A 15,920-nucleotide genomic window follows, 5' to 3' on the forward strand; every position below is an offset into this window, starting at 1 on the left:
GAAGGAAAGTACTGCTGGTTTCTAACTATCCATCCGAGCTTTGTGAAGCCTGGAAAATAATGTGACTGCTGTAAAATAATGCCAAGAAGCGGCATGAAATGGTGTTGGTATGAATAAAGAGCTTTTTGGCCAGCCATATGATGAGAGCGATCCAAATTGGGTTGTGTTGGCGTACTTGGACAGAATGTACAATGATGGCAAATTTATCGAGGCGATTGAATCTATCTCAGATGGAGTCGGCTTGAGTGTGGATGGCGCTTATTGTCATTTCCCATTTATGGATAGTTTTTACGATGATGATAGATTTAAAGGAGTTAAATTTATTTATGGCTACTCGGTGGATGGAGATGATGATGAAGTGATTGTAAGTCTAGATGTTTGTTTGAGCTTGATTAACGTTGCGAGTGCAAAATACATAAAAAATCACCCGGAGGATGAGCGGGTCGTAAAAGAGGTTTTTGATAAAACAAGTGAGAGATTGGGTGATGCTAACAGAATGTAATAATGTGTTTATAATAAAGCCAAGAAGGGATTGGCATGAATGAGATTGATAAGCAATGGATTTGTGAGGCTAGAGAGTGCTTGAATGGCTTTGGTACGGGGGGGGAGGATTTGTATCATGTTCTAAGCACTATTTTGTTTGAAAATAAAATGAACTATTTGCAGTTTCTTGCTAGTGCAAGTGAGGGGCATGGGTGCTATGCTCATGAAGGACTAGGGTATTCATTAGATCAAGACTGGGACTTTCCAGAAGATTTTGATGAGGTTGCTTTTTTTGTTGGAGATTTTGAAAGCTCTACTTTAAAAGTTTCTGAATTTTTAATGGCTATGTCGTGTATTTCAAAGGCTTATGTGGAGCGGCATGTAGAGGATAAGCAGGCGGTTGAACGTTATATGGAGAAAATAAGCGCACGATATTCTAGCTTGTGATGGCTTAGGTTTTTGACTAATTCCTACTTTTTGAAAATAAACAAAGCTTGTATTTTATATGGGCTAGAAATTGATGTTTAATGGATAAGCTGGCATCGGGGGCAAGGGTTGCCTGTTGAGGAGAAGTGTACTTTTTCTGTAAGATGTGGGGCAGCCAGAATCCTTGGGTAGGATATCTTAGCTAGTTATGGCCGACCGTTTGGCGGCCATGCCAGTTGGATTGTCGCATTGGGTGTCGCCCCAGTTGTTGTCAACAATGCGTCTGTGCTTCTAATGAGGTTAGCTGGATTCTTGGTATTGATGACAGGAATGTGCATGTTAATATTCATAAAGATGCTGGTGTCGGTATTGCCGGCTTGTATGGTGCCGTGCCTGACGTTGTGAAGTGGGGGTGTGAGGTTGTAAAGTGAATGGGGAGATACGTTCCACTGAGCGCTTAGGGTGATTAAAATTTTGTAATGGCAATACAAAAAAGGAAAAGTATGTTTATTAGATCGGTCCCAGAAGACCTGGATCTTTTGGCCTTTTTTGGATCTGGCCCCTTTTTTGAAAACAAGCAAGATCTACATTTTGCATTTCAATACACGGATGGCAACAATGTCACTGCTATTTTTTCTTATTGTGAAGTGGCGGGCTGGATACAGGTGGTTTTAGAGCTTCAAGGGTGTGAGCTGTCTAGGTGTTTGTATGAGTGTGTTGCATGTTTTGAAATTAAAAAGGATGCGATTGGAGAATTTCTGTGTGCCGAAATATTGTATGGTGGGGCCAAAAGCAACTTCTCATTAAGGGTTCAGCCCTTTGTTGTTTTTAGTTGCTCTAGCCTAGAAGTGTAAGACTAGTCTCAGGAGCGTAGAGGTGAATTGCACTTGATTCGCCGTTGGTGAGCTACTGAACAGTTTTTGCAAGCTCGCCCTCCAGAGCCTATGCGAAAGTGCTGGCGTCGCGCATCTGCGCTTTTCCCTGTGTGCTCCCACTATGCCCATTCAACGCCCCGGCCTTAAACTGAATCTCCCTCCTTTGAATATGGGCGCGCCTGCCGCCCACGCGCCAGCGCCGTCCAGTGCAGATCATCTTCGCGCCAATATGGAAGGTTTGCGCCAGCAGGTGCGGGTGATGCCACGCGCTGATTTTCGCGAGGCCCAGCATGCTCCGGACTATGCTGGCATGCGGCAAAGCGGTTTCGCCTGCATGAGCCACGGCTTTATGTTGAGCAGCGGCGGGCAGGATGTGTTCATGCATGCTCGGCGCGAGCAGGCGCAGAATCAGGGCGAATTCGCCGGTGATAAATTCCATCTCAGTGTACGGCGGGACTTGGTGCCGCAGGCGTTTCAAGCGCTGTCCGGCTTGTTGTTTTCGGAGTCCAGTCCGATTGACAAATGGAAAGTGACGGATATGGCGCGCGTGGAGCCGGAGGCCAGAGTAGGGGCGGGCGCGCAGTTGACTTTGTATGTGAAGCCCGATGGCCCGGATTCTCATTACAGCGCGCAGGGTTTAAGCCAGGTGCGCCAGTTTGTGGAGCGCCTGGAAACGACCTTGTCCGAGCACGGCATAGAGCCGGGCCAGCATCCGGAGTCCGATGTTCGTCCTGAACACTGGCGCTACGCCAGTTACCGCAATGAATTGCGTAGCGGTAGGGAGGGCGGCGATGCGCAAAGCCAGGCCTTGCGCGAGGAGCCCTTCTATCGCTTGATGACGGAGTAAGGCCCACCGCATCGCGCCCCTTTAACAGCCAGGGGCGCGTGGTGGTTTTAGAACGAGTAAATCAGCCCCACACCCAGCGAGCGGATTTCAGCGTCGTAGAAGCTGATGTCGGCGTTGGACTTGCCGTAGGCAGCGCTGACGAAGGCGGACAGCGCTTTCTCGCCGAACAGCTGATGGCGCAGGTAGTTGAGGTCAACGGCGTAGGCCTTGCTGTCGGCTTTTTTATTGCCGAACAGCGGGTTGCTCTGGTCGAAGCGCTGTTTGCGGAATTGCAGGCCGGCGCTGAGGGTGTTGAGGTCGCTGCTGTAGGCGTAGTCCAGGCTCAGGCCGTAGCTCTTGTTGCTCATCGCGCCGCCGTCCAGCTTGTCCTTGCCCCAGCTCAGGCCGGGGGTCAGCGTTTGATTGGGGGCGAACGCCCATTCATAGCCCGCTTTCAGCAAGGTGGCGTCGCCGTTGCGGTTCAGCGTGGCGCGGTCCGCCGCGCTGAGGCCGGCCACGCTCTGGCCGCTGCGCTCGTCGTCTATCTTGATGTTGCGCTGGGTCAGCTGGGCCTTGAAGCCGGTGCCCATGATGTTTTCCCAGCCCAGCAACACGCCGGTGGATTTGCGCTTGGTGCCGTCGCGGTCCACGCCCACGGCGTAGGGGTCGGTCCAGGTATTTTTGTTGAGGCCGCCGTAAAGCAGGCCGGCGGAGACGATGCCGTTGTTGCCCACTTGCTGGCGCACGCCCAGTTCCAGCGTGTCGTCCATGCCCAGCGGGTCGTGAATCTGGCTGTCGAACACGATCTGGGTGCGGCTGGCGGCGAAGGTGTAGCTGAGATCCAGCACCGGCAGCGCGAAGGAGTCGTTATGGGATTCCGGCGCGCTGTTCAGGCTGTTGGTTCTTTGGTTTTTGTCCCCTTTGAAGAGGTTGGATTTGACGCGGTTGCCGCCCACGCCCAGGCCGATGCTGCCGGAGAAGCCGTTTTCTTCCGGTATCGGGTCCGCCATTGCGAGTTGAGCCGCCAGCAAAGCGGACAAGCCCACGCCTATAGTGCGCATATTCATCATCCTCAAATAAAAAGAGCTGCTTTGGTTTTCGCCGACGCCGCGCTGCATGGCGCCGATTTATGCAAAATGGATTGTTTGTCCATGTTAAGCCGACGGCTGGCCGATTTGTCGCTTGCAGCGAAAATTTAGCCTGAGATCGCTTTGTTTCAGACGCGGCTTGTTGCGGAATTACCATCGCGAGGCGATCGCTCTCGCAGAGGGAGAGACTGTTGCCGTGCGGACTAGCTGGGCCGTGACGAGTCTTGAAACTGGCCGGCCGGTGGCGGGATGAAATGGGCAAGGCGGCCGTGGCCGCCTTTGTGCATATCTTAAGTTTAAGACGGTGTTTGACGCAAGATCTGTTGCAGCGACAGCTCGTAGGTGTTGAGCCGGTCAATGTATTCGAACACGTCCAGCGGCGCGATGCTTTGCGTCATCACTTGTTCAAGCAGGTGGAAGAAGCCGGCCCAGCATGCGCTGGCCGCGCTTGGGTCGCTGAAGTTCACATCTTGGGCAATGCGCGCCAGCAGAAAACGGTCTGCGCAGCCGGGGTTGTCTTGCAGGAAGACGAGGTAGTGGCCCGCGTACTCCCGCCCCAGCAGATAAGCCTGGCGACGATCGGCGAGCGGCGGCACTTGCCAGTAGCGGGCGCCGGCTTGGCCGGGCAGCTGCGCGGCGAAGGGCAAGGCGTGGTAAGGCTGGGGCTGAGGATCGGGGTGGTAACGGCGGCGAAGGGGTTTTTTCGGGTATGTCATGTGCAGGTTCCTTTCTGAGTAAACCCTGCACTCCCGTTTGCAATCGGGAAGGCAGGCGCATGACAGGGATTGCAAAACCGGGAAAAGACAACCGGCAGGCCATAGGCCTCCCCGCCATGGCCCGCCGTTTAAGGCATAGCGATGGCGTGTCTTTTCCTGAGGCGGGTTTGCAATCCCGGTGCCTGTAATTTCAAGCACGGCCGCATTATTGCCGGCTCGCGGCGTGCTAGGCAAGCGCGGCGTTTCGTCCAGGCGGGGATAAGCGGGTCCGGGGGATGAGCGGGCGGGGCTGGAAATATTGGTGGTAGTATTGAACGATCAGCAACCATGCCGTGAAAGGGCTGGCATGACGAGGATTCGCCGCTTTGCCTGGGCTGTGCCGTTGTTGCTGGTCTTGTCCGCCTGTTCGCAGCAGCGCGCCGCCGATGGTTCGCTCCAACGCCGGTTGGATCTGCAGGAGGCGCTGGCTTTCGTGCATCAGGATGTGCCGCTGGCCGGCAATCATCTGGTGCTGCGCTCTTCGCTGGGCGGGCGCTTCGAGCTGAAATTCTATGACCGTCAACTGGTGACGCCGCTGGACGCGCAATGGCGCCGCGTGAGCATCGCGGACGCCCGCGTCATCGGCGCGGACGCGCTGGTGCTGTTGCGCGCGGACGATGCGGAATGCGCGCCGGCTTACCGCCTGCTGCAAGTGCGCGACTACCGGGTGCGCAGCTGGACGCTGGTGGCCAGCTGCAATCAGGAGGGGGCGATGACGGTGGACGAGGACGGAGGCGGGTGGCGGGCGCGTCAGCCGCGCAATCGCTTGAACGCGATGATCTGGACCTGGCGCGGCGGCGAGCTGGAGGCCAGGCTGGAACGCCCGGCCTCGGCCTATGATTCGCCGCGGACGATTTCCCGCGGCGGCGGCGGGCGGGTCGCGCGCGGTCCGCGCGGCGGCCGAGGCGAGATGCCGGACAGCGAGCGAGGGCTGCCTCCGGCGGAGTAGGCGCTTAGAACCTGTTCAAAGTCTGCTGCGCTTCAGCGATACGGCGTTGAAAACGACTTCAGAATGCTCATGTACCACCTGTGCATGAGCATTTCGAAGCCGGCACTCATCGCACAATCTCTCTACCGACGCGCAGCAGATCGTAAACAGGTTCTTATTGCGCCGGCGTCACTCGCACCTTGATGCTGCGCTCCAGTTGCACATTGCTGCGGCTGACGCCGATGAGCACGGTTTCCTGGCCGCCTTGGTCGCGGCCTATGCCGCCCACGGTCAGCCATTCGCCCACCGCGCCTTCCACGGTGGTGGCCAATTTGGCGCTGTCCAGGTTTTGGCCGTTGAAGGCTTGCTGGCTGGCGGCCAGTTCCAGCGTCACCCGCTGGCCGTGCAGCCGCGGCCGGGCGTAGAAGCCGGTGACGGCGTCCTGATAGCGCACGCCCACCACCGGCCGGCCGTCAGGGCCGAACATCAGCCAGGGCAGCGGCCGGCTGCTGCCTATCTCGATGAAGCCGGTTTTGCCGTCCAGCATGCGCAAGGCCTGGCTGGCCTGCAGCCGGGTGTTGGACTGGCTGGCGCCGCCGGCGATCACCACCTGGCTGCCGGGGCGCACCGTCATGGGCTTGCCGGTGCTGATGCTGTAGCCGCCGCCCTGTACCTGGCCGCCCAATTGCACCGCGGATTTGCTTTCTCGGCTGACGCCGTCCTGGGCCACTTCCACCAGCAGGGACGAGGATTTGACGTCCAGCTGGCGGATCAGCCGGCGCAGTTCCGCGCTGCGGCCGGGCGGGGCGTCCAGGATCAGTTGGTTGCCCAGCGCGCCCAGTTTTTCGCCGTCGCGCAGTTGCGGCCGCAAGGCAGCGGCCACTTCGTCGCCGTCGCGCCAGTTAAGGGTGATCACGTCGGCGGCGTTGGCCGCCGCGGCGAGGCCCAGCAGCGCGGCCGCCAATAGGGTTTTCTGTTTCGATCTCATGTCACAATTCCTTGCCGGAGCGCCAGATAGCCCATACCAGCCACACGCTGTTGAACATGGCCAGCATGAAGCCGACGAAGCCGAAGAAGGGCAGGCCGAACAATTTGGGGCCGGCGTTGACGGTCATCACGATGGAGGAGCCGATGATCAGGCAGCCGGTGACGATGCCCATGGTCAGCCGGTTGGTGCTGCGGTCCAGCTGACGGCCGAAGCTGTCCAGCCGCTGCAGGTCCAGGTTGACGCGGAATTTGCCGTGGCGGATGTCCTTGCCCATGCGCATCAGGTCGCGCGGCAGGCTGGAGAGCATGGCCAGCGCTTCGCCCAGCGAATGGCGGCCGCGTTTGAGCAGGGCCGCCGGATGGTAGCGGGCGATGGAGAGCTCGCGCACAAAGGGCGTGATGTGGGCGATGAGCTGAAAATCCGGGTCCAGCTGGCGGCCCAGGCCTTCCAGGGTGATCAGCGCCTTGAACAGCATGGCCATGTCCGGCGGCAGCAGGATGGAGTGGTCGCGGATCAGCGCCATGATGTCGGAGATCAGTTGGCTGATGTTGATGCCCTTGAGGGGCACGTGTTCGTACTGGAACAGGAATTCGCCCACGTCGTGGGCGAACTGGCGTTCGTTGACCGGGGTGTTGCCGGTCCATTCAATCAGCACGTCGATGATGCCGGCCTCGTCGCGGTTGGCCACCGCGGCGAGCAGATCGACGATTTCATCGCGGCGGCCGTGGCTGATGCGGCCCACCATGCCAAAGTCGATGAAGGCGATGCGGTGCTCGGGCAGGAAGAAGACGTTGCCCGGATGCGGGTCCGCGTGGAAGAAGCCGTGGATCAGGATCATCTTCAACACCGCGTCCGCGCCACGCTGGGCCAGCAGCACCGGGTCCAGGCCGCTGTCGGCCAGTTGTTCCAGCCGGGCGGCCGGCACGCCGGCGATGTAGTCCTGCACGTTGACGGCGGCGTTGGTGTAGTCCCAGTAGACCTTGGGTACTTGTACTTCCGGATCGTCGGCGAAGTCGCGGGCGAAGCGTTCGGAGTTGCGGGCTTCCACCGCCAAGTCCATTTCCCGTTTGAGCGAGCGGGCGAACTGGCCGACGATTTCCACCGGCTGAAAGCGGCGCACGTCGGGGAATTCCAGTTCCAGCAGGCCGGCCAGGTGGTTGAGGATGCGCAGGTCCGCTTCCACCTTGTCCACAATGCCGGGGCGGCGCAGCTTCACCGCCACGTCGCTGCCGTCGTGCAGGGTGGCGCGGTGCACTTGGGCGATGGAGGCGGAGCCTATGGGGTTGAGATCGAAGTGGGCGAACACGGCTTCAGGCTCGTCGCCCAGCGCGGCCTTGACCAGGCGGCGAACCGCTTCCGGACGCACCGGAGGCACCTTGTTTTGCAGCTTTTCGAATTCGGCGATCCAGTCCGGCGGGAACACGTCCACGCGGGTGGAGAGAATCTGGCCCAGCTTGATGAAGGTGGGGCCCAGTTCTTCAAAGGCCAGGCGCACGCGCACCGGGGTGGGCGGGCGGTTTTCCGCCTCCGGCAGGTTGAGGTTCAACCATTGGCCGGCTTTTTCCACCGCGCGCGGTAATTTTAGCCTTTGGGCGAATTCGCCCAGGCCGTGACGGATCAGAATGCCGCTGATTTCCTTCAGTCTCGGCAGGTCGCGCATGGCGATCAGGGTTTCTCTCAGCATCGGTTCTGCCTTGTGGGCATGGGTTTTTACTCAAAAACAAAGGCTTGCCGTCCGGGCGCGCCGGCGCCGTCCCGCCGCGCGGTTTTGTCGCTGGCCATGCCAATGCGATGGATTGTACGCCATTAGTGCCGGCTGTCTCGCCCAAGGTTCAAGCGGGCCGGTCCAAAGCGCTGGAAACGGCCTGCCTGCGGCTTTACACTACCGCCCCCGTCCGATAGAGTTCGCCCTATGAAATTGCAACTCCGCTTAATGACTCTGGTGCTGGCGGGCTTTATGGTATTCGCTGAAGCGGCGCCGGAAAAGGCCCCTCCGGAGGGGCGCCCCGCGGCGGAAGCTAGCGCGCAGTCCGGCCAGGACGATCCCATCTCGAAATTCTCCTCCCCCGCGGAAGACGCGGTGGGGGATCTGCTGTTGCAAGCCATGAGCCTCTTGGGCGTTGCCTATCGTTTTGGCGGCAATTCGCCGGAAAACGGCCTGGATTGCAGCGGTTTTATCCGTTATGTGTTTCAAAAATCCTTGAAAGTGAACCTGCCGCGCACTTCGGCCGAAATGGCCCGCGTGGGGAAATCCATCAATCGCAGCGAACTCGTGCCCGGCGATCTGGTCTTTTTCAACACCCGCGGTTTCAGTTATTCCCATGTGGGCATGTACATGGGCAACGGCAAATTCATTCACGCGCCGCGCACCGGCAAGAATATCGAAGTGGCCAACATCAACCAGAGCTACTGGAACGGCCGCTTCAACGGCGCGCGTCGGGTTAACCGCAGCACGGCGGCGCAGGCGGCGGACACGTCCGACGATCTGACCGTGGCGACGTCGACACGCAAGGCCTCGGCGGAAAGCGCTCCGGCTGTCAAGTGCCGCAAGGGTAAGAAGTGCAAGCCGGTGGCCGCCAAAAAAGGCGGCAAGGCCGAATCCAAGAAGGCGGGCAAGGCGGGGGCGAAGAAGGGCGGCAAGGCCGCCGCCGGCGCCAAGAAAAAAGCCAAGCGTTGATTGGCGGCTTAAGCTGATAAGGATGCAGGAACGACATTGCCCGCGTTGCGGGCAATGTGCTTTGGAGCGAGACGATGGCATTGAAAGTGGACATACCAGTGTGGAAAGACCCGCAAGGCAATGTGGTGGCTTGCGTGGAAAAGCTGAAAGTGATGCAGGAGAACCTGGAGGAACTGGCCCAGCTGGCGCAGGACGCCTTGGAAGACGCGGTGCTGATGGGCTGCGACGAGGGTCAGGTCAAGGATTTCCTGGTTCAGGTGATGCAAAGCCTGCACAACCCCTATCAAGGGCGCTGAGCGCCGTTTTCATCCACCCCCTCGGGTTGGCCGCCGCGCGCGGCGAACCCGCGACTCGCTCCGGAAAGGGGCTTTTTTGATGCATTGGCCTTTTGAAGCCTTTATCGGCCTGCGCTATTTGCGGGCCAAACGCCGCAACGGTTTCATTTCCTTCATTTCCCTGATTTCCATCGTCGGCATTGCGCTGGGCGTGGCCGCGCTGATCATCGTGCTGTCGGTCATGAACGGCTTCCAGAAGGAAATCCGCGGCCGCATTCTGAGCGTGGCCTCGCATCTGGAGGTCAGCGCCTACGACGGCAAGCTGGATCATTGGCGGCAGGCGGCCCAAGTGGGCGGAGCGCAGCCGCATGTGCTGGCCGCCGCGCCCTTCGTCAACAGCCAGGGCCTGTTTACCGCTTACGGCAATATCCAAGGCGGCCTGGTGCGCGGCATCGAACCGGCGCTGGAGGACAAGGTGGTGGACGTGGGCCGACACATGGTGACCGGCAAGCTGGAGAATTTGCGCCCCGGTGAGTTTGGCATGGCGCTGGGCGCGGAGTTGGCGCGCCGGCTGAATGTGGGTCTGGGCGACAAGGTGATGCTGATGGTGCCGCAGGGTTCGATCACGCCAGCCGGCATGCTGCCGCGTTCCAAGCAGTTCACCGTGGTGGGCATCTTCAAGGTGGATATGTTCGAGTTCGACGCTTCGCTGGCGATGGTGAACCTGCGCGATGCCCAGGTGTTGTCGCGGATGGGGGACAACGTCAGCGGCGTGCGCTTCAAGCTGGACGATCCGATGCTGGCGCCGACGGTGAAGCAGGCGCTGCGCGCCAAGTTGCCGCAGAATCTGGTGACGGACTGGACCGACACCAATTCCAATTATTTCCGCGCGGTGCAAATCGAAAAAAGGATGATGACCATCATCCTGACGCTGATTGTGGCGGTGGCGGCGTTCAATCTGGTGTCCACGCTGGTGATGGTGGTGACGGACAAGCAGGCGGACATCGCCATTCTGCGCACGCTGGGCGCGTCCCCGGCCAGCATCATGAAAATCTTCATGATCCAGGGCTCGGTGGCCGGGGTACTGGGCACTTTGTCCGGGGTGGCCTCGGGCGTGCTGATCGCCTTGAATCTGGACGTGATCGTGCCGCTGATTGAACGCGTCATCGGCAGCAAGATCCTGTCCAGCGAGGTGTATATGATCGACTACCTGCCGTCGGACGTGCAGTGGAACGATGTGTCCACCATCACCCTGATTTCCCTGCTGCTGGCCTTGTTCGCCACGCTATACCCCAGCTGGCGCGCGGCGCGCACCCAACCGGCGGAGGCTTTGCGCTATGAGTAATGTGTTGTCGTGCCAAGGCTTGGGCAAGTCCTATAACGAAGGCAAGTTGCAGCTGACGGTGTTGTCCGATGTCAGCCTGACGGTGGAGAAGGGCGCCAGCCTGGCCATTGTCGGCGCGTCCGGTTCCGGTAAAAGCACGTTGCTGCATTTGCTGGGCGGGCTGGATACGCCCAGTCAGGGCCGCGTGGAGGTGCTGGGCCGGGATCTGGCGACGATGTCCGAGGCGGAGCGCGGCCGGATGCGCAACGCTTCGCTGGGCTTTGTCTATCAGTTCCATCATTTGCTGCCGGAATTCAGCGCGCTGGAAAACGTGATGATGCCGCTGCTGATTCGCCGCATGCCGCGCAAGCAGGCGGAGCGGGAGGCGAGCGAGATGCTGGGCCGCGTGGGCCTGGGTCAGCGCTTGCAGCACAAGCCGGGCGAATTGTCCGGCGGCGAGCGTCAGCGCGCGGCGATGGCGCGCGCGCTGGTGACGCAGCCTGCCTGCCTGCTGGCGGACGAGCCCACCGGCAACCTGGACGTGCACACCGCGCGCCAGGTGTTCGATCTGATGCTGGAATTGAACCGCACGCTGGGCACCAGCCTGATCATCGTGACCCATGATCTGGAGCTGGCCGCGCGAGCGCAGCGCACGCTGCGCTTGAACGAAGGCAGGCTGGCGGAGACGGAGCGCGCCGCGGGCGAGCCGGCTTAAATTCGAATTCTTGACTCCAAAAGGGAGATTATTTTGCTGTTCAAGCGTGAAGAAATCGACTTCGATGCCTTGCTGGACATCCTGCAAACCCCGTCCGGCATGATGGAGGCGGCGATAGGCGTGTTGTGCGTGTTCATCGCCTTCTATCTGGCCCGTTTCGCCTTCAAGCAGTTTTTCGATCACAACCCGGAGCGCTATGAGCGCTTTTTGCCCTATGTGGGCTTCCGCCTGGTGCTGCCGGTGGCGGCGCAGGCCTTGGTGATGCTGTCTCGCTCCGCCTGGGTGCACCTGCTGCACGAGCGCGCGATGGTGCTGCATCTGCTGAGCGCGATGCTGTTCTGGCTGACCTTGATCCGGCTGTGTTGCGCGGTGGTGCGCCAAGCGCTGCCCAAGGGCCGTTTCGAACGCCATACCGAACATTTCCTCGCCACGGTGCTGTGGCTGGGCTTTGTCAGCTGGGCCATCGGTTTCGACATGGTGGTGATTGAGTGGCTGGAGTCGATGTCGTTCTCGGTGGGCAAGACCCGCTTGAACATGCTGACCATACTCAATGGTCTGTTGTGGGTGTCCATCATCGTGATGGTGGCTTTGTGGGTCAGCCGCCTGATTGAATCCCGCTTGCTGAATCTGAAACAGCTGGACCCCAGCCTGCGCATCGTTCTGGCCAAGCTGACCCGCACGATACTGCTGGTTCTGGTGGTGCTGATCGCGCTGCCGGTGGTGGGCATTGATCTGACGGTGCTGTCGATGTTCGCCAGCGCGATGGTGTTTGGCTTGAGCTTCGGCATGCAGAAGATCGCCAGCAACTTCGTGTCCGGCTTCATCATCCTGCTGGATCACTCCATCCGCATCGGCGACCGGCTGATGGTGGAAAACCGCGTGGGCTACGTCACCAAGATGACCTCGCGCTACGTGGTGCTCAAGGGCGCAGACGGCACCGAGGCGCTGATTCCCAACGATGTGTTGATGACCAATACCGTGGTCAACCAGTCGTATTCCGACAAGAGCATGTGGACCAGCCTGCCGGTATCGGTGGCTTACGGCTCCGATCTGGACAAGGCGCTGGAATTGTTGCAGCAGGCGGCAAGCAAACAAGCGCGGGTTGTGCAGAATCCGGCGCCGCGCGGCTTCGTCACCTTGTTCGCCGACAGCAGCATCAATCTGGAGCTGGGCTTTTGGGTGGCGGACCCGGAAAACGGTTTCATGGGCTTGAAATCCGATCTGAATATGGCAATCTGGCGGCTGTTCAAGGAACATGGCATTCAAATGCCGTTCCCGCAGCGGGAAATCCGCATTCTCAACGATAAGCCGCAAGACTAAGGCAAGGGAGACGCCGCCATGGCAGGCAAACGCTTGGCAATCATAGACGACGACGCCGCAGTGCGGGAGTCGCTGGTATGGCTGCTGGACGGCCAGGGTTATCTGGCCAGCGGCTTCGACAGCGCGGAGGAGTTTCTGGCTTGCCCGGACGGCGGCGACTTCAACGGCATCATCCTGGACCTGAGGCTGTCCGGCATGAGCGGCATCATGCTGCTGGAAAAACTGGCCGGCTGGCCTTACTGTCCGCCGGTGATCATGCTCACCGCCCACGGCGACGTGCCGCACGCGGTGGCGGCGTTGAAGCTGGGCGCGCTGGATTTCATGGAGAAGCCGTTCGACGACGAACGCTTGCTGGAGCGCGCCGAGGCCGCGGTGCTGCGCGATGAACAGAACCGTTTGCTGCACGGCCGCCGCAGCAAGGTGTCCGCCGCGCTGTCCTTGCTGACGGACCGCGAACGCGAAGTGATGCAGCTGATCCTCACCGGCAAGCTCAACAAGCAGATCGCCGAGGAACTGACCATCAGCATGAAAACGGTGGAAGTGCACCGCGCCCGCGTGTTCGACAAGATGGGCGTCAAATCCGCGGTGGAACTGGCCGGCTTGCTGGCCAGCCAGAGCCCGTCCAACGGAGGCAAGGGCTGATGGGCGACAAGCAACCGGTATCGGTGCTGGTGGTGATCCACACCGTGGACGGCCACGCGCTGCTGATCGAGCGCGCCGACAAGCCCGGCTACTGGCAATCCGTGACCGGCAGCCGAGAGGGCGAGGAGGCCTTGCGCGACACCGCGCTGCGCGAACTGGCGGAGGAAACCGGCCTGGTCCTGACGCGGGACGATGCCCGGCTCAGCGACTGGGGCCTGGTCAACCGCTACGAAATCTATCCGCACTGGCGCCACCGTTATCCGGACGGCGTCACCCATAACGAAGAACATGTGTTTGGGCTATGCCTGGAGCGGCCGCTGACAGTGATGCTGGCGCCGCGCGAGCATCTGGCCCAGCAATGGCTGCCGTGGGACGAGGCCGCCGACAAGGTGTTTTCGCCGTCCAACGCCGAGGCGTTGCGGATGCTGCCGCAAAGGCAGGCGGCGGCGCGGTCATGAAGCCGATGATCTGGCTGGCCGAGGATGAGGCCGGCATCGCGGACACTCTGATCTACACGCTGGAAACCGACGGCTTCGCCGTTGAGTGGTTCGAGCGCGGCCTGCCCTTGCTGGAACGGCTGGATGACGCCGTCCCGGCCTTGTGCATCCTGGATGTGGGCCTGCCGGACATCAACGGTTTCGAGTTGTGCCGCCGGCTGCGCGAGCGCGCGGATCTGCCGCTGATGTTTCTGACCGCGCGCAGCGAGGAGATGGACCGCATCATCGGCCTGGAGATCGGCGCGGACGACTACGTGGCCAAGCCGTTTTCGCCGCGCGAAGTCAGCGCCCGCGCGCGCACCATCTTGCGGCGCTACGCCAAGGGCCAGGCCCCGGCCGCCGCGCCGGCGCCCACCGGCTTCGATCTGGACGAGGCGCGGGCCTGCGTCCATTTCGCCGGCCACAAGCTGAACCTGACCCGCTACGAATATCTGCTGCTGAAAACGCTGTTGGCGGAACCGGGCCGGGTGTTTTCGCGCCAGCAGCTGATGGAGCGGGTGTGGCGCGACGCCGAGGACAGCTTCGACCGCACCGTGGACACCCACGTCAAGACCCTGCGCGCCAAGCTGCGCGACATCGACCCCGACGCCCAGCCCATCCAGACCCATCGCGGCCTGGGTTACAGCCTGGGCGAGTGAGATGCGCTTCGGCCTGCGGCTGTTCCTCGGTTATTTCTTGATCGTGGCCGTGGCCGGCTGGTTCGTGCTGGCCATCTTCACCCAGGAAGTGAAGCCGGGCGTGCGCCGCGCCACCGAGGGCACGCTGGTGGACAGCGCCAATGTGCTGGCCGGCATCGCCGCCGCGGACATGGCGGACGGCGACATCGCCAACGGGCGGCTGGCCCGCGCCTTCCGCGACAAGGCGCGGCCGCCCATCGCCGCCAATATTTCCGGCATCGTCAAAAACAATATGGAGTTCCGCGTCTACGTCACCGACGCGCGCGGCGTGGTGATTTTCGACTCCAGCGGCCGCGACCTGGGGCGGGACTACTCGCGCTGGAATGATGTTTACCGCACGCTGCGCGGCGAATACGGCGCGCGCAGCACTCGCAGCAAGCCGGACGACGAAAACAGCAGCGTGATGCACGTGGCCGCCCCGGTGCGGCTGGACGGGCGCATTGTCGGCTCTCTGACCGTGTCCAAGCCCAATGTGACGATGGAGCCGGTGATACGCCGCAGCGAACGCAAGATCATGCTGGCCGGCGGCGCGCTGTTGGGCGCCGCCTTGCTGATAGGCGCGGTGATGGTGTGGTGGATCAACCGCTCCATCCGCCGGCTGGTGGGCTACGCCGAGGCGGTGGCGGCCGGCCAGCCGGCCAATGTGCCGCGGCTGGGCAGCCCGGAGCTGGACAGCCTGGGCCAGGCGGTGGAGGCGATGCGGCGCAAGCTGGAGGGCAAGGCCTATGTGGAAGGCTATGTGCACACGCTGAGCCATGAATTGAAAAGCCCGCTGGCGGCGATACGCGGCGCCGGCGAGCTGTTGCGGGAAGACCCGCCGCCGGAAACGCGCCGCCGCTTCGTCGACAACATCCTGGCGCAAAGCCTGCGCATGCAGCAGTTGATTGAAAGGCTGTTGTGGCAGGCGCGGGTGGAGTCGCGGCTGCGGCCGGACGCTAGTCCGCTGGACTGGCCGGCCTTGATCGAGGAAACCGCCGACGGCAAGGCGCTGGCCGCCGCCCGGCGCGACGCGCGCATAGAGCGCCGGCTGGCTCCGGCCAGCCTGGACGGCGACCGCCTGCTGCTGACGCAGGCCTTGTCCAATCTGCTGGACAACGCGCTGGAGTTCAGCCCGCCGGGCGGCGTGATCGAACTTTACGGCGCGCCGGAAGAGGGCGGTTATCTGCTCCGCGTGCGCGATCACGGCCCAGGCGTGCCGGATTACGCGCTGGAACGGGTGTTTGAGCGCTTTTACTCCTTGCCGCGTCCGGACAGCGGAAAAAGCACCGGCCTGGGCTTGAGCCTGGTGCGGGAGGTGGCGCAGCTGCACGGCGGCCGCGCAGAACTGCTCAACCACGCCGACGGCGGCGCCGAGGCGCGGCTCTGGCTGCCGTTGGGTTGAGCCGCTCGGACTTCACACGCTTTTCACACCAGCCCATTCCCGC

Annotated in this window: 18 protein-coding genes; 14 read left to right on the forward strand and 4 right to left on the reverse strand. The window is 61.1% G+C overall.

Going from position 1 to position 15,920, the window contains the following annotated elements; all coding sequences use genetic code 11:
- Positions 1-109 precede the first annotated feature (109 nt).
- The 4 genes from cdiI (at position 110) to HA052_RS03715 (ending at position 2,631) form a co-directional block, all read left to right on the forward strand.
- Complete coding sequence (cdiI, locus tag HA052_RS03700) at positions 110-502, forward strand: ribonuclease toxin immunity protein CdiI (RefSeq protein WP_166450817.1); 393 nt, start codon at positions 110-112, stop codon at positions 500-502.
- A gap of 35 nt (positions 503-537) precedes the next feature.
- A complete protein-coding gene (locus HA052_RS03705; protein ID WP_166450818.1) occupies positions 538-930 on the forward strand; it encodes a hypothetical protein in 393 nt (130 codons plus the stop codon).
- Positions 931-1,388: 458 nt separating this feature from the next.
- On the forward strand, positions 1,389-1,763 hold the full coding sequence (locus tag HA052_RS03710; RefSeq protein WP_166450819.1) for a hypothetical protein: 375 nt from the start codon (positions 1,389-1,391) through the stop codon (positions 1,761-1,763).
- Between the two features lie 190 nt (positions 1,764-1,953).
- Positions 1,954-2,631: a type III secretion system effector phosphothreonine lyase gene (locus tag HA052_RS03715; RefSeq protein ID WP_277345064.1), complete on the forward strand. Its 678-nt coding sequence runs from the start codon at positions 1,954-1,956 to the stop codon at positions 2,629-2,631.
- A 47-nt stretch (positions 2,632-2,678) separates the two neighbouring features.
- Here the strand turns inward: HA052_RS03715 and HA052_RS03720 are convergent, their stop codons facing one another.
- Both HA052_RS03720 and HA052_RS03725 read right to left on the reverse strand, forming a co-directional pair.
- Complete coding sequence (locus HA052_RS03720; protein ID WP_166450821.1) at positions 2,679-3,671, reverse strand: DUF2860 family protein; 993 nt, start codon at positions 3,669-3,671, stop codon at positions 2,679-2,681.
- A gap of 323 nt (positions 3,672-3,994) precedes the next feature.
- Positions 3,995-4,414, reverse strand: a complete 420-nt coding sequence (locus tag HA052_RS03725) for a hypothetical protein (RefSeq protein WP_107731885.1) — start codon at positions 4,412-4,414, stop codon at positions 3,995-3,997.
- Between the two features lie 346 nt (positions 4,415-4,760).
- On the opposite strand from HA052_RS03725, the gene HA052_RS03730 reads away from it, so the two are divergent.
- Positions 4,761-5,402: a hypothetical protein gene (locus HA052_RS03730; RefSeq protein ID WP_166450822.1), complete on the forward strand. Its 642-nt coding sequence runs from the start codon at positions 4,761-4,763 to the stop codon at positions 5,400-5,402.
- Between the two features lie 154 nt (positions 5,403-5,556).
- Here HA052_RS03730 and HA052_RS03735 read toward each other — a convergent pair whose 3' ends face one another.
- Both HA052_RS03735 and HA052_RS03740 read right to left on the reverse strand, forming a co-directional pair.
- Positions 5,557-6,369 carry a hypothetical protein gene (locus tag HA052_RS03735; RefSeq protein WP_240937258.1) on the reverse strand — a complete coding sequence of 271 codons (813 nt, stop codon included), beginning with the start codon at positions 6,367-6,369 and terminating at the stop codon, positions 5,557-5,559.
- Position 6,370: 1 nt separating this feature from the next.
- Positions 6,371-8,053 carry an ABC1 kinase family protein gene (locus HA052_RS03740; protein ID WP_166450823.1) on the reverse strand — a complete coding sequence of 561 codons (1,683 nt, stop codon included), beginning with the start codon at positions 8,051-8,053 and terminating at the stop codon, positions 6,371-6,373.
- 228 nt (positions 8,054-8,281) lie between these two features.
- Between HA052_RS03740 and HA052_RS03745 the strand changes: the two genes are divergently transcribed.
- The 9 genes from HA052_RS03745 (at position 8,282) to creC (ending at position 15,877) form a co-directional block, all read left to right on the forward strand.
- A complete protein-coding gene (locus tag HA052_RS03745) occupies positions 8,282-9,046 on the forward strand; it encodes a C40 family peptidase (RefSeq protein ID WP_166450824.1) in 765 nt (254 codons plus the stop codon).
- A gap of 74 nt (positions 9,047-9,120) precedes the next feature.
- Positions 9,121-9,342, forward strand: a complete 222-nt coding sequence (locus HA052_RS03750) for a hypothetical protein (RefSeq protein ID WP_048415208.1) — start codon at positions 9,121-9,123, stop codon at positions 9,340-9,342.
- 79 nt (positions 9,343-9,421) lie between these two features.
- On the forward strand, positions 9,422-10,666 hold the full coding sequence (locus HA052_RS03755) for a lipoprotein-releasing ABC transporter permease subunit (RefSeq protein WP_166450825.1): 1,245 nt from the start codon (positions 9,422-9,424) through the stop codon (positions 10,664-10,666).
- On the forward strand, positions 10,659-11,360 hold the full coding sequence (lolD, locus tag HA052_RS03760) for a lipoprotein-releasing ABC transporter ATP-binding protein LolD (RefSeq protein WP_166450826.1): 702 nt from the start codon (positions 10,659-10,661) through the stop codon (positions 11,358-11,360). Before HA052_RS03755 ends, lolD begins: the two co-directional genes overlap by 8 nt.
- Before the next feature lie 33 nt (positions 11,361-11,393).
- Complete coding sequence (locus tag HA052_RS03765) at positions 11,394-12,680, forward strand: mechanosensitive ion channel family protein (protein WP_240937259.1); 1,287 nt, start codon at positions 11,394-11,396, stop codon at positions 12,678-12,680.
- An 18-nt stretch (positions 12,681-12,698) separates the two neighbouring features.
- Positions 12,699-13,322 carry a response regulator transcription factor gene (locus HA052_RS03770; protein WP_166450827.1) on the forward strand — a complete coding sequence of 208 codons (624 nt, stop codon included), beginning with the start codon at positions 12,699-12,701 and terminating at the stop codon, positions 13,320-13,322.
- Positions 13,322-13,780: a dihydroneopterin triphosphate diphosphatase gene (gene nudB, locus HA052_RS03775; RefSeq protein WP_166450828.1), complete on the forward strand. Its 459-nt coding sequence runs from the start codon at positions 13,322-13,324 to the stop codon at positions 13,778-13,780. Before HA052_RS03770 ends, nudB begins: the two co-directional genes overlap by 1 nt.
- Positions 13,777-14,457 (forward strand): two-component system response regulator CreB, encoded by a 681-nt coding sequence (gene creB, locus HA052_RS03780; protein WP_166450829.1) that lies wholly within the window; start codon positions 13,777-13,779, stop codon positions 14,455-14,457. Before nudB ends, creB begins: the two co-directional genes overlap by 4 nt.
- 1 nt (position 14,458) lies before the next feature.
- Positions 14,459-15,877 carry a two-component system sensor histidine kinase CreC gene (gene creC / locus HA052_RS03785; protein ID WP_166450830.1) on the forward strand — a complete coding sequence of 473 codons (1,419 nt, stop codon included), beginning with the start codon at positions 14,459-14,461 and terminating at the stop codon, positions 15,875-15,877.
- The last annotated feature ends 43 nt before the right edge of the window (positions 15,878-15,920 follow it).

Source organism: Chromobacterium fluminis (assembly GCF_011602385.1).
GTDB classification, from domain to species: Bacteria; Pseudomonadota; Gammaproteobacteria; order Burkholderiales; family Chromobacteriaceae; genus Chromobacterium; species Chromobacterium fluminis.

What these genes read in the sequence shown, in the direction of transcription:
- cdiI (WP_166450817.1), top strand. Translation starts at nt 110, where the DNA reads ATGAATAAAGAGCTTTTTGGCCAGCCATATGATGAGAGCGATCCAAAT.
- HA052_RS03705 (WP_166450818.1), top strand. Translation starts at nt 538, where the DNA reads ATGAATGAGATTGATAAGCAATGGATTTGTGAGGCTAGAGAGTGCTTG.
- HA052_RS03710 (WP_166450819.1), top strand. Translation starts at nt 1,389, where the DNA reads ATGGCAATACAAAAAAGGAAAAGTATGTTTATTAGATCGGTCCCAGAA.
- HA052_RS03715 (WP_277345064.1), top strand. Translation starts at nt 1,954, where the DNA reads ATGGGCGCGCCTGCCGCCCACGCGCCAGCGCCGTCCAGTGCAGATCAT.
- HA052_RS03720 (WP_166450821.1), bottom strand. Translation starts at nt 3,671, where the DNA reads ATGCGCACTATAGGCGTGGGCTTGTCCGCTTTGCTGGCGGCTCAACTC.
- HA052_RS03725 (WP_107731885.1), bottom strand. Translation starts at nt 4,414, where the DNA reads ATGACATACCCGAAAAAACCCCTTCGCCGCCGTTACCACCCCGATCCT.
- HA052_RS03730 (WP_166450822.1), top strand. Translation starts at nt 4,761, where the DNA reads ATGACGAGGATTCGCCGCTTTGCCTGGGCTGTGCCGTTGTTGCTGGTC.
- HA052_RS03735 (WP_240937258.1), bottom strand. Translation starts at nt 6,369, where the DNA reads ATGAGATCGAAACAGAAAACCCTATTGGCGGCCGCGCTGCTGGGCCTC.
- HA052_RS03740 (WP_166450823.1), bottom strand. Translation starts at nt 8,053, where the DNA reads ATGCTGAGAGAAACCCTGATCGCCATGCGCGACCTGCCGAGACTGAAG.
- HA052_RS03745 (WP_166450824.1), top strand. Translation starts at nt 8,282, where the DNA reads ATGAAATTGCAACTCCGCTTAATGACTCTGGTGCTGGCGGGCTTTATG.
- HA052_RS03750 (WP_048415208.1), top strand. Translation starts at nt 9,121, where the DNA reads ATGGCATTGAAAGTGGACATACCAGTGTGGAAAGACCCGCAAGGCAAT.
- HA052_RS03755 (WP_166450825.1), top strand. Translation starts at nt 9,422, where the DNA reads ATGCATTGGCCTTTTGAAGCCTTTATCGGCCTGCGCTATTTGCGGGCC.
- lolD (WP_166450826.1), top strand. Translation starts at nt 10,659, where the DNA reads ATGAGTAATGTGTTGTCGTGCCAAGGCTTGGGCAAGTCCTATAACGAA.
- HA052_RS03770 (WP_166450827.1), top strand. Translation starts at nt 12,699, where the DNA reads ATGGCAGGCAAACGCTTGGCAATCATAGACGACGACGCCGCAGTGCGG.
- nudB (WP_166450828.1), top strand. Translation starts at nt 13,322, where the DNA reads ATGGGCGACAAGCAACCGGTATCGGTGCTGGTGGTGATCCACACCGTG.
- creB (WP_166450829.1), top strand. Translation starts at nt 13,777, where the DNA reads ATGAAGCCGATGATCTGGCTGGCCGAGGATGAGGCCGGCATCGCGGAC.
- creC (WP_166450830.1), top strand. Translation starts at nt 14,459, where the DNA reads ATGCGCTTCGGCCTGCGGCTGTTCCTCGGTTATTTCTTGATCGTGGCC.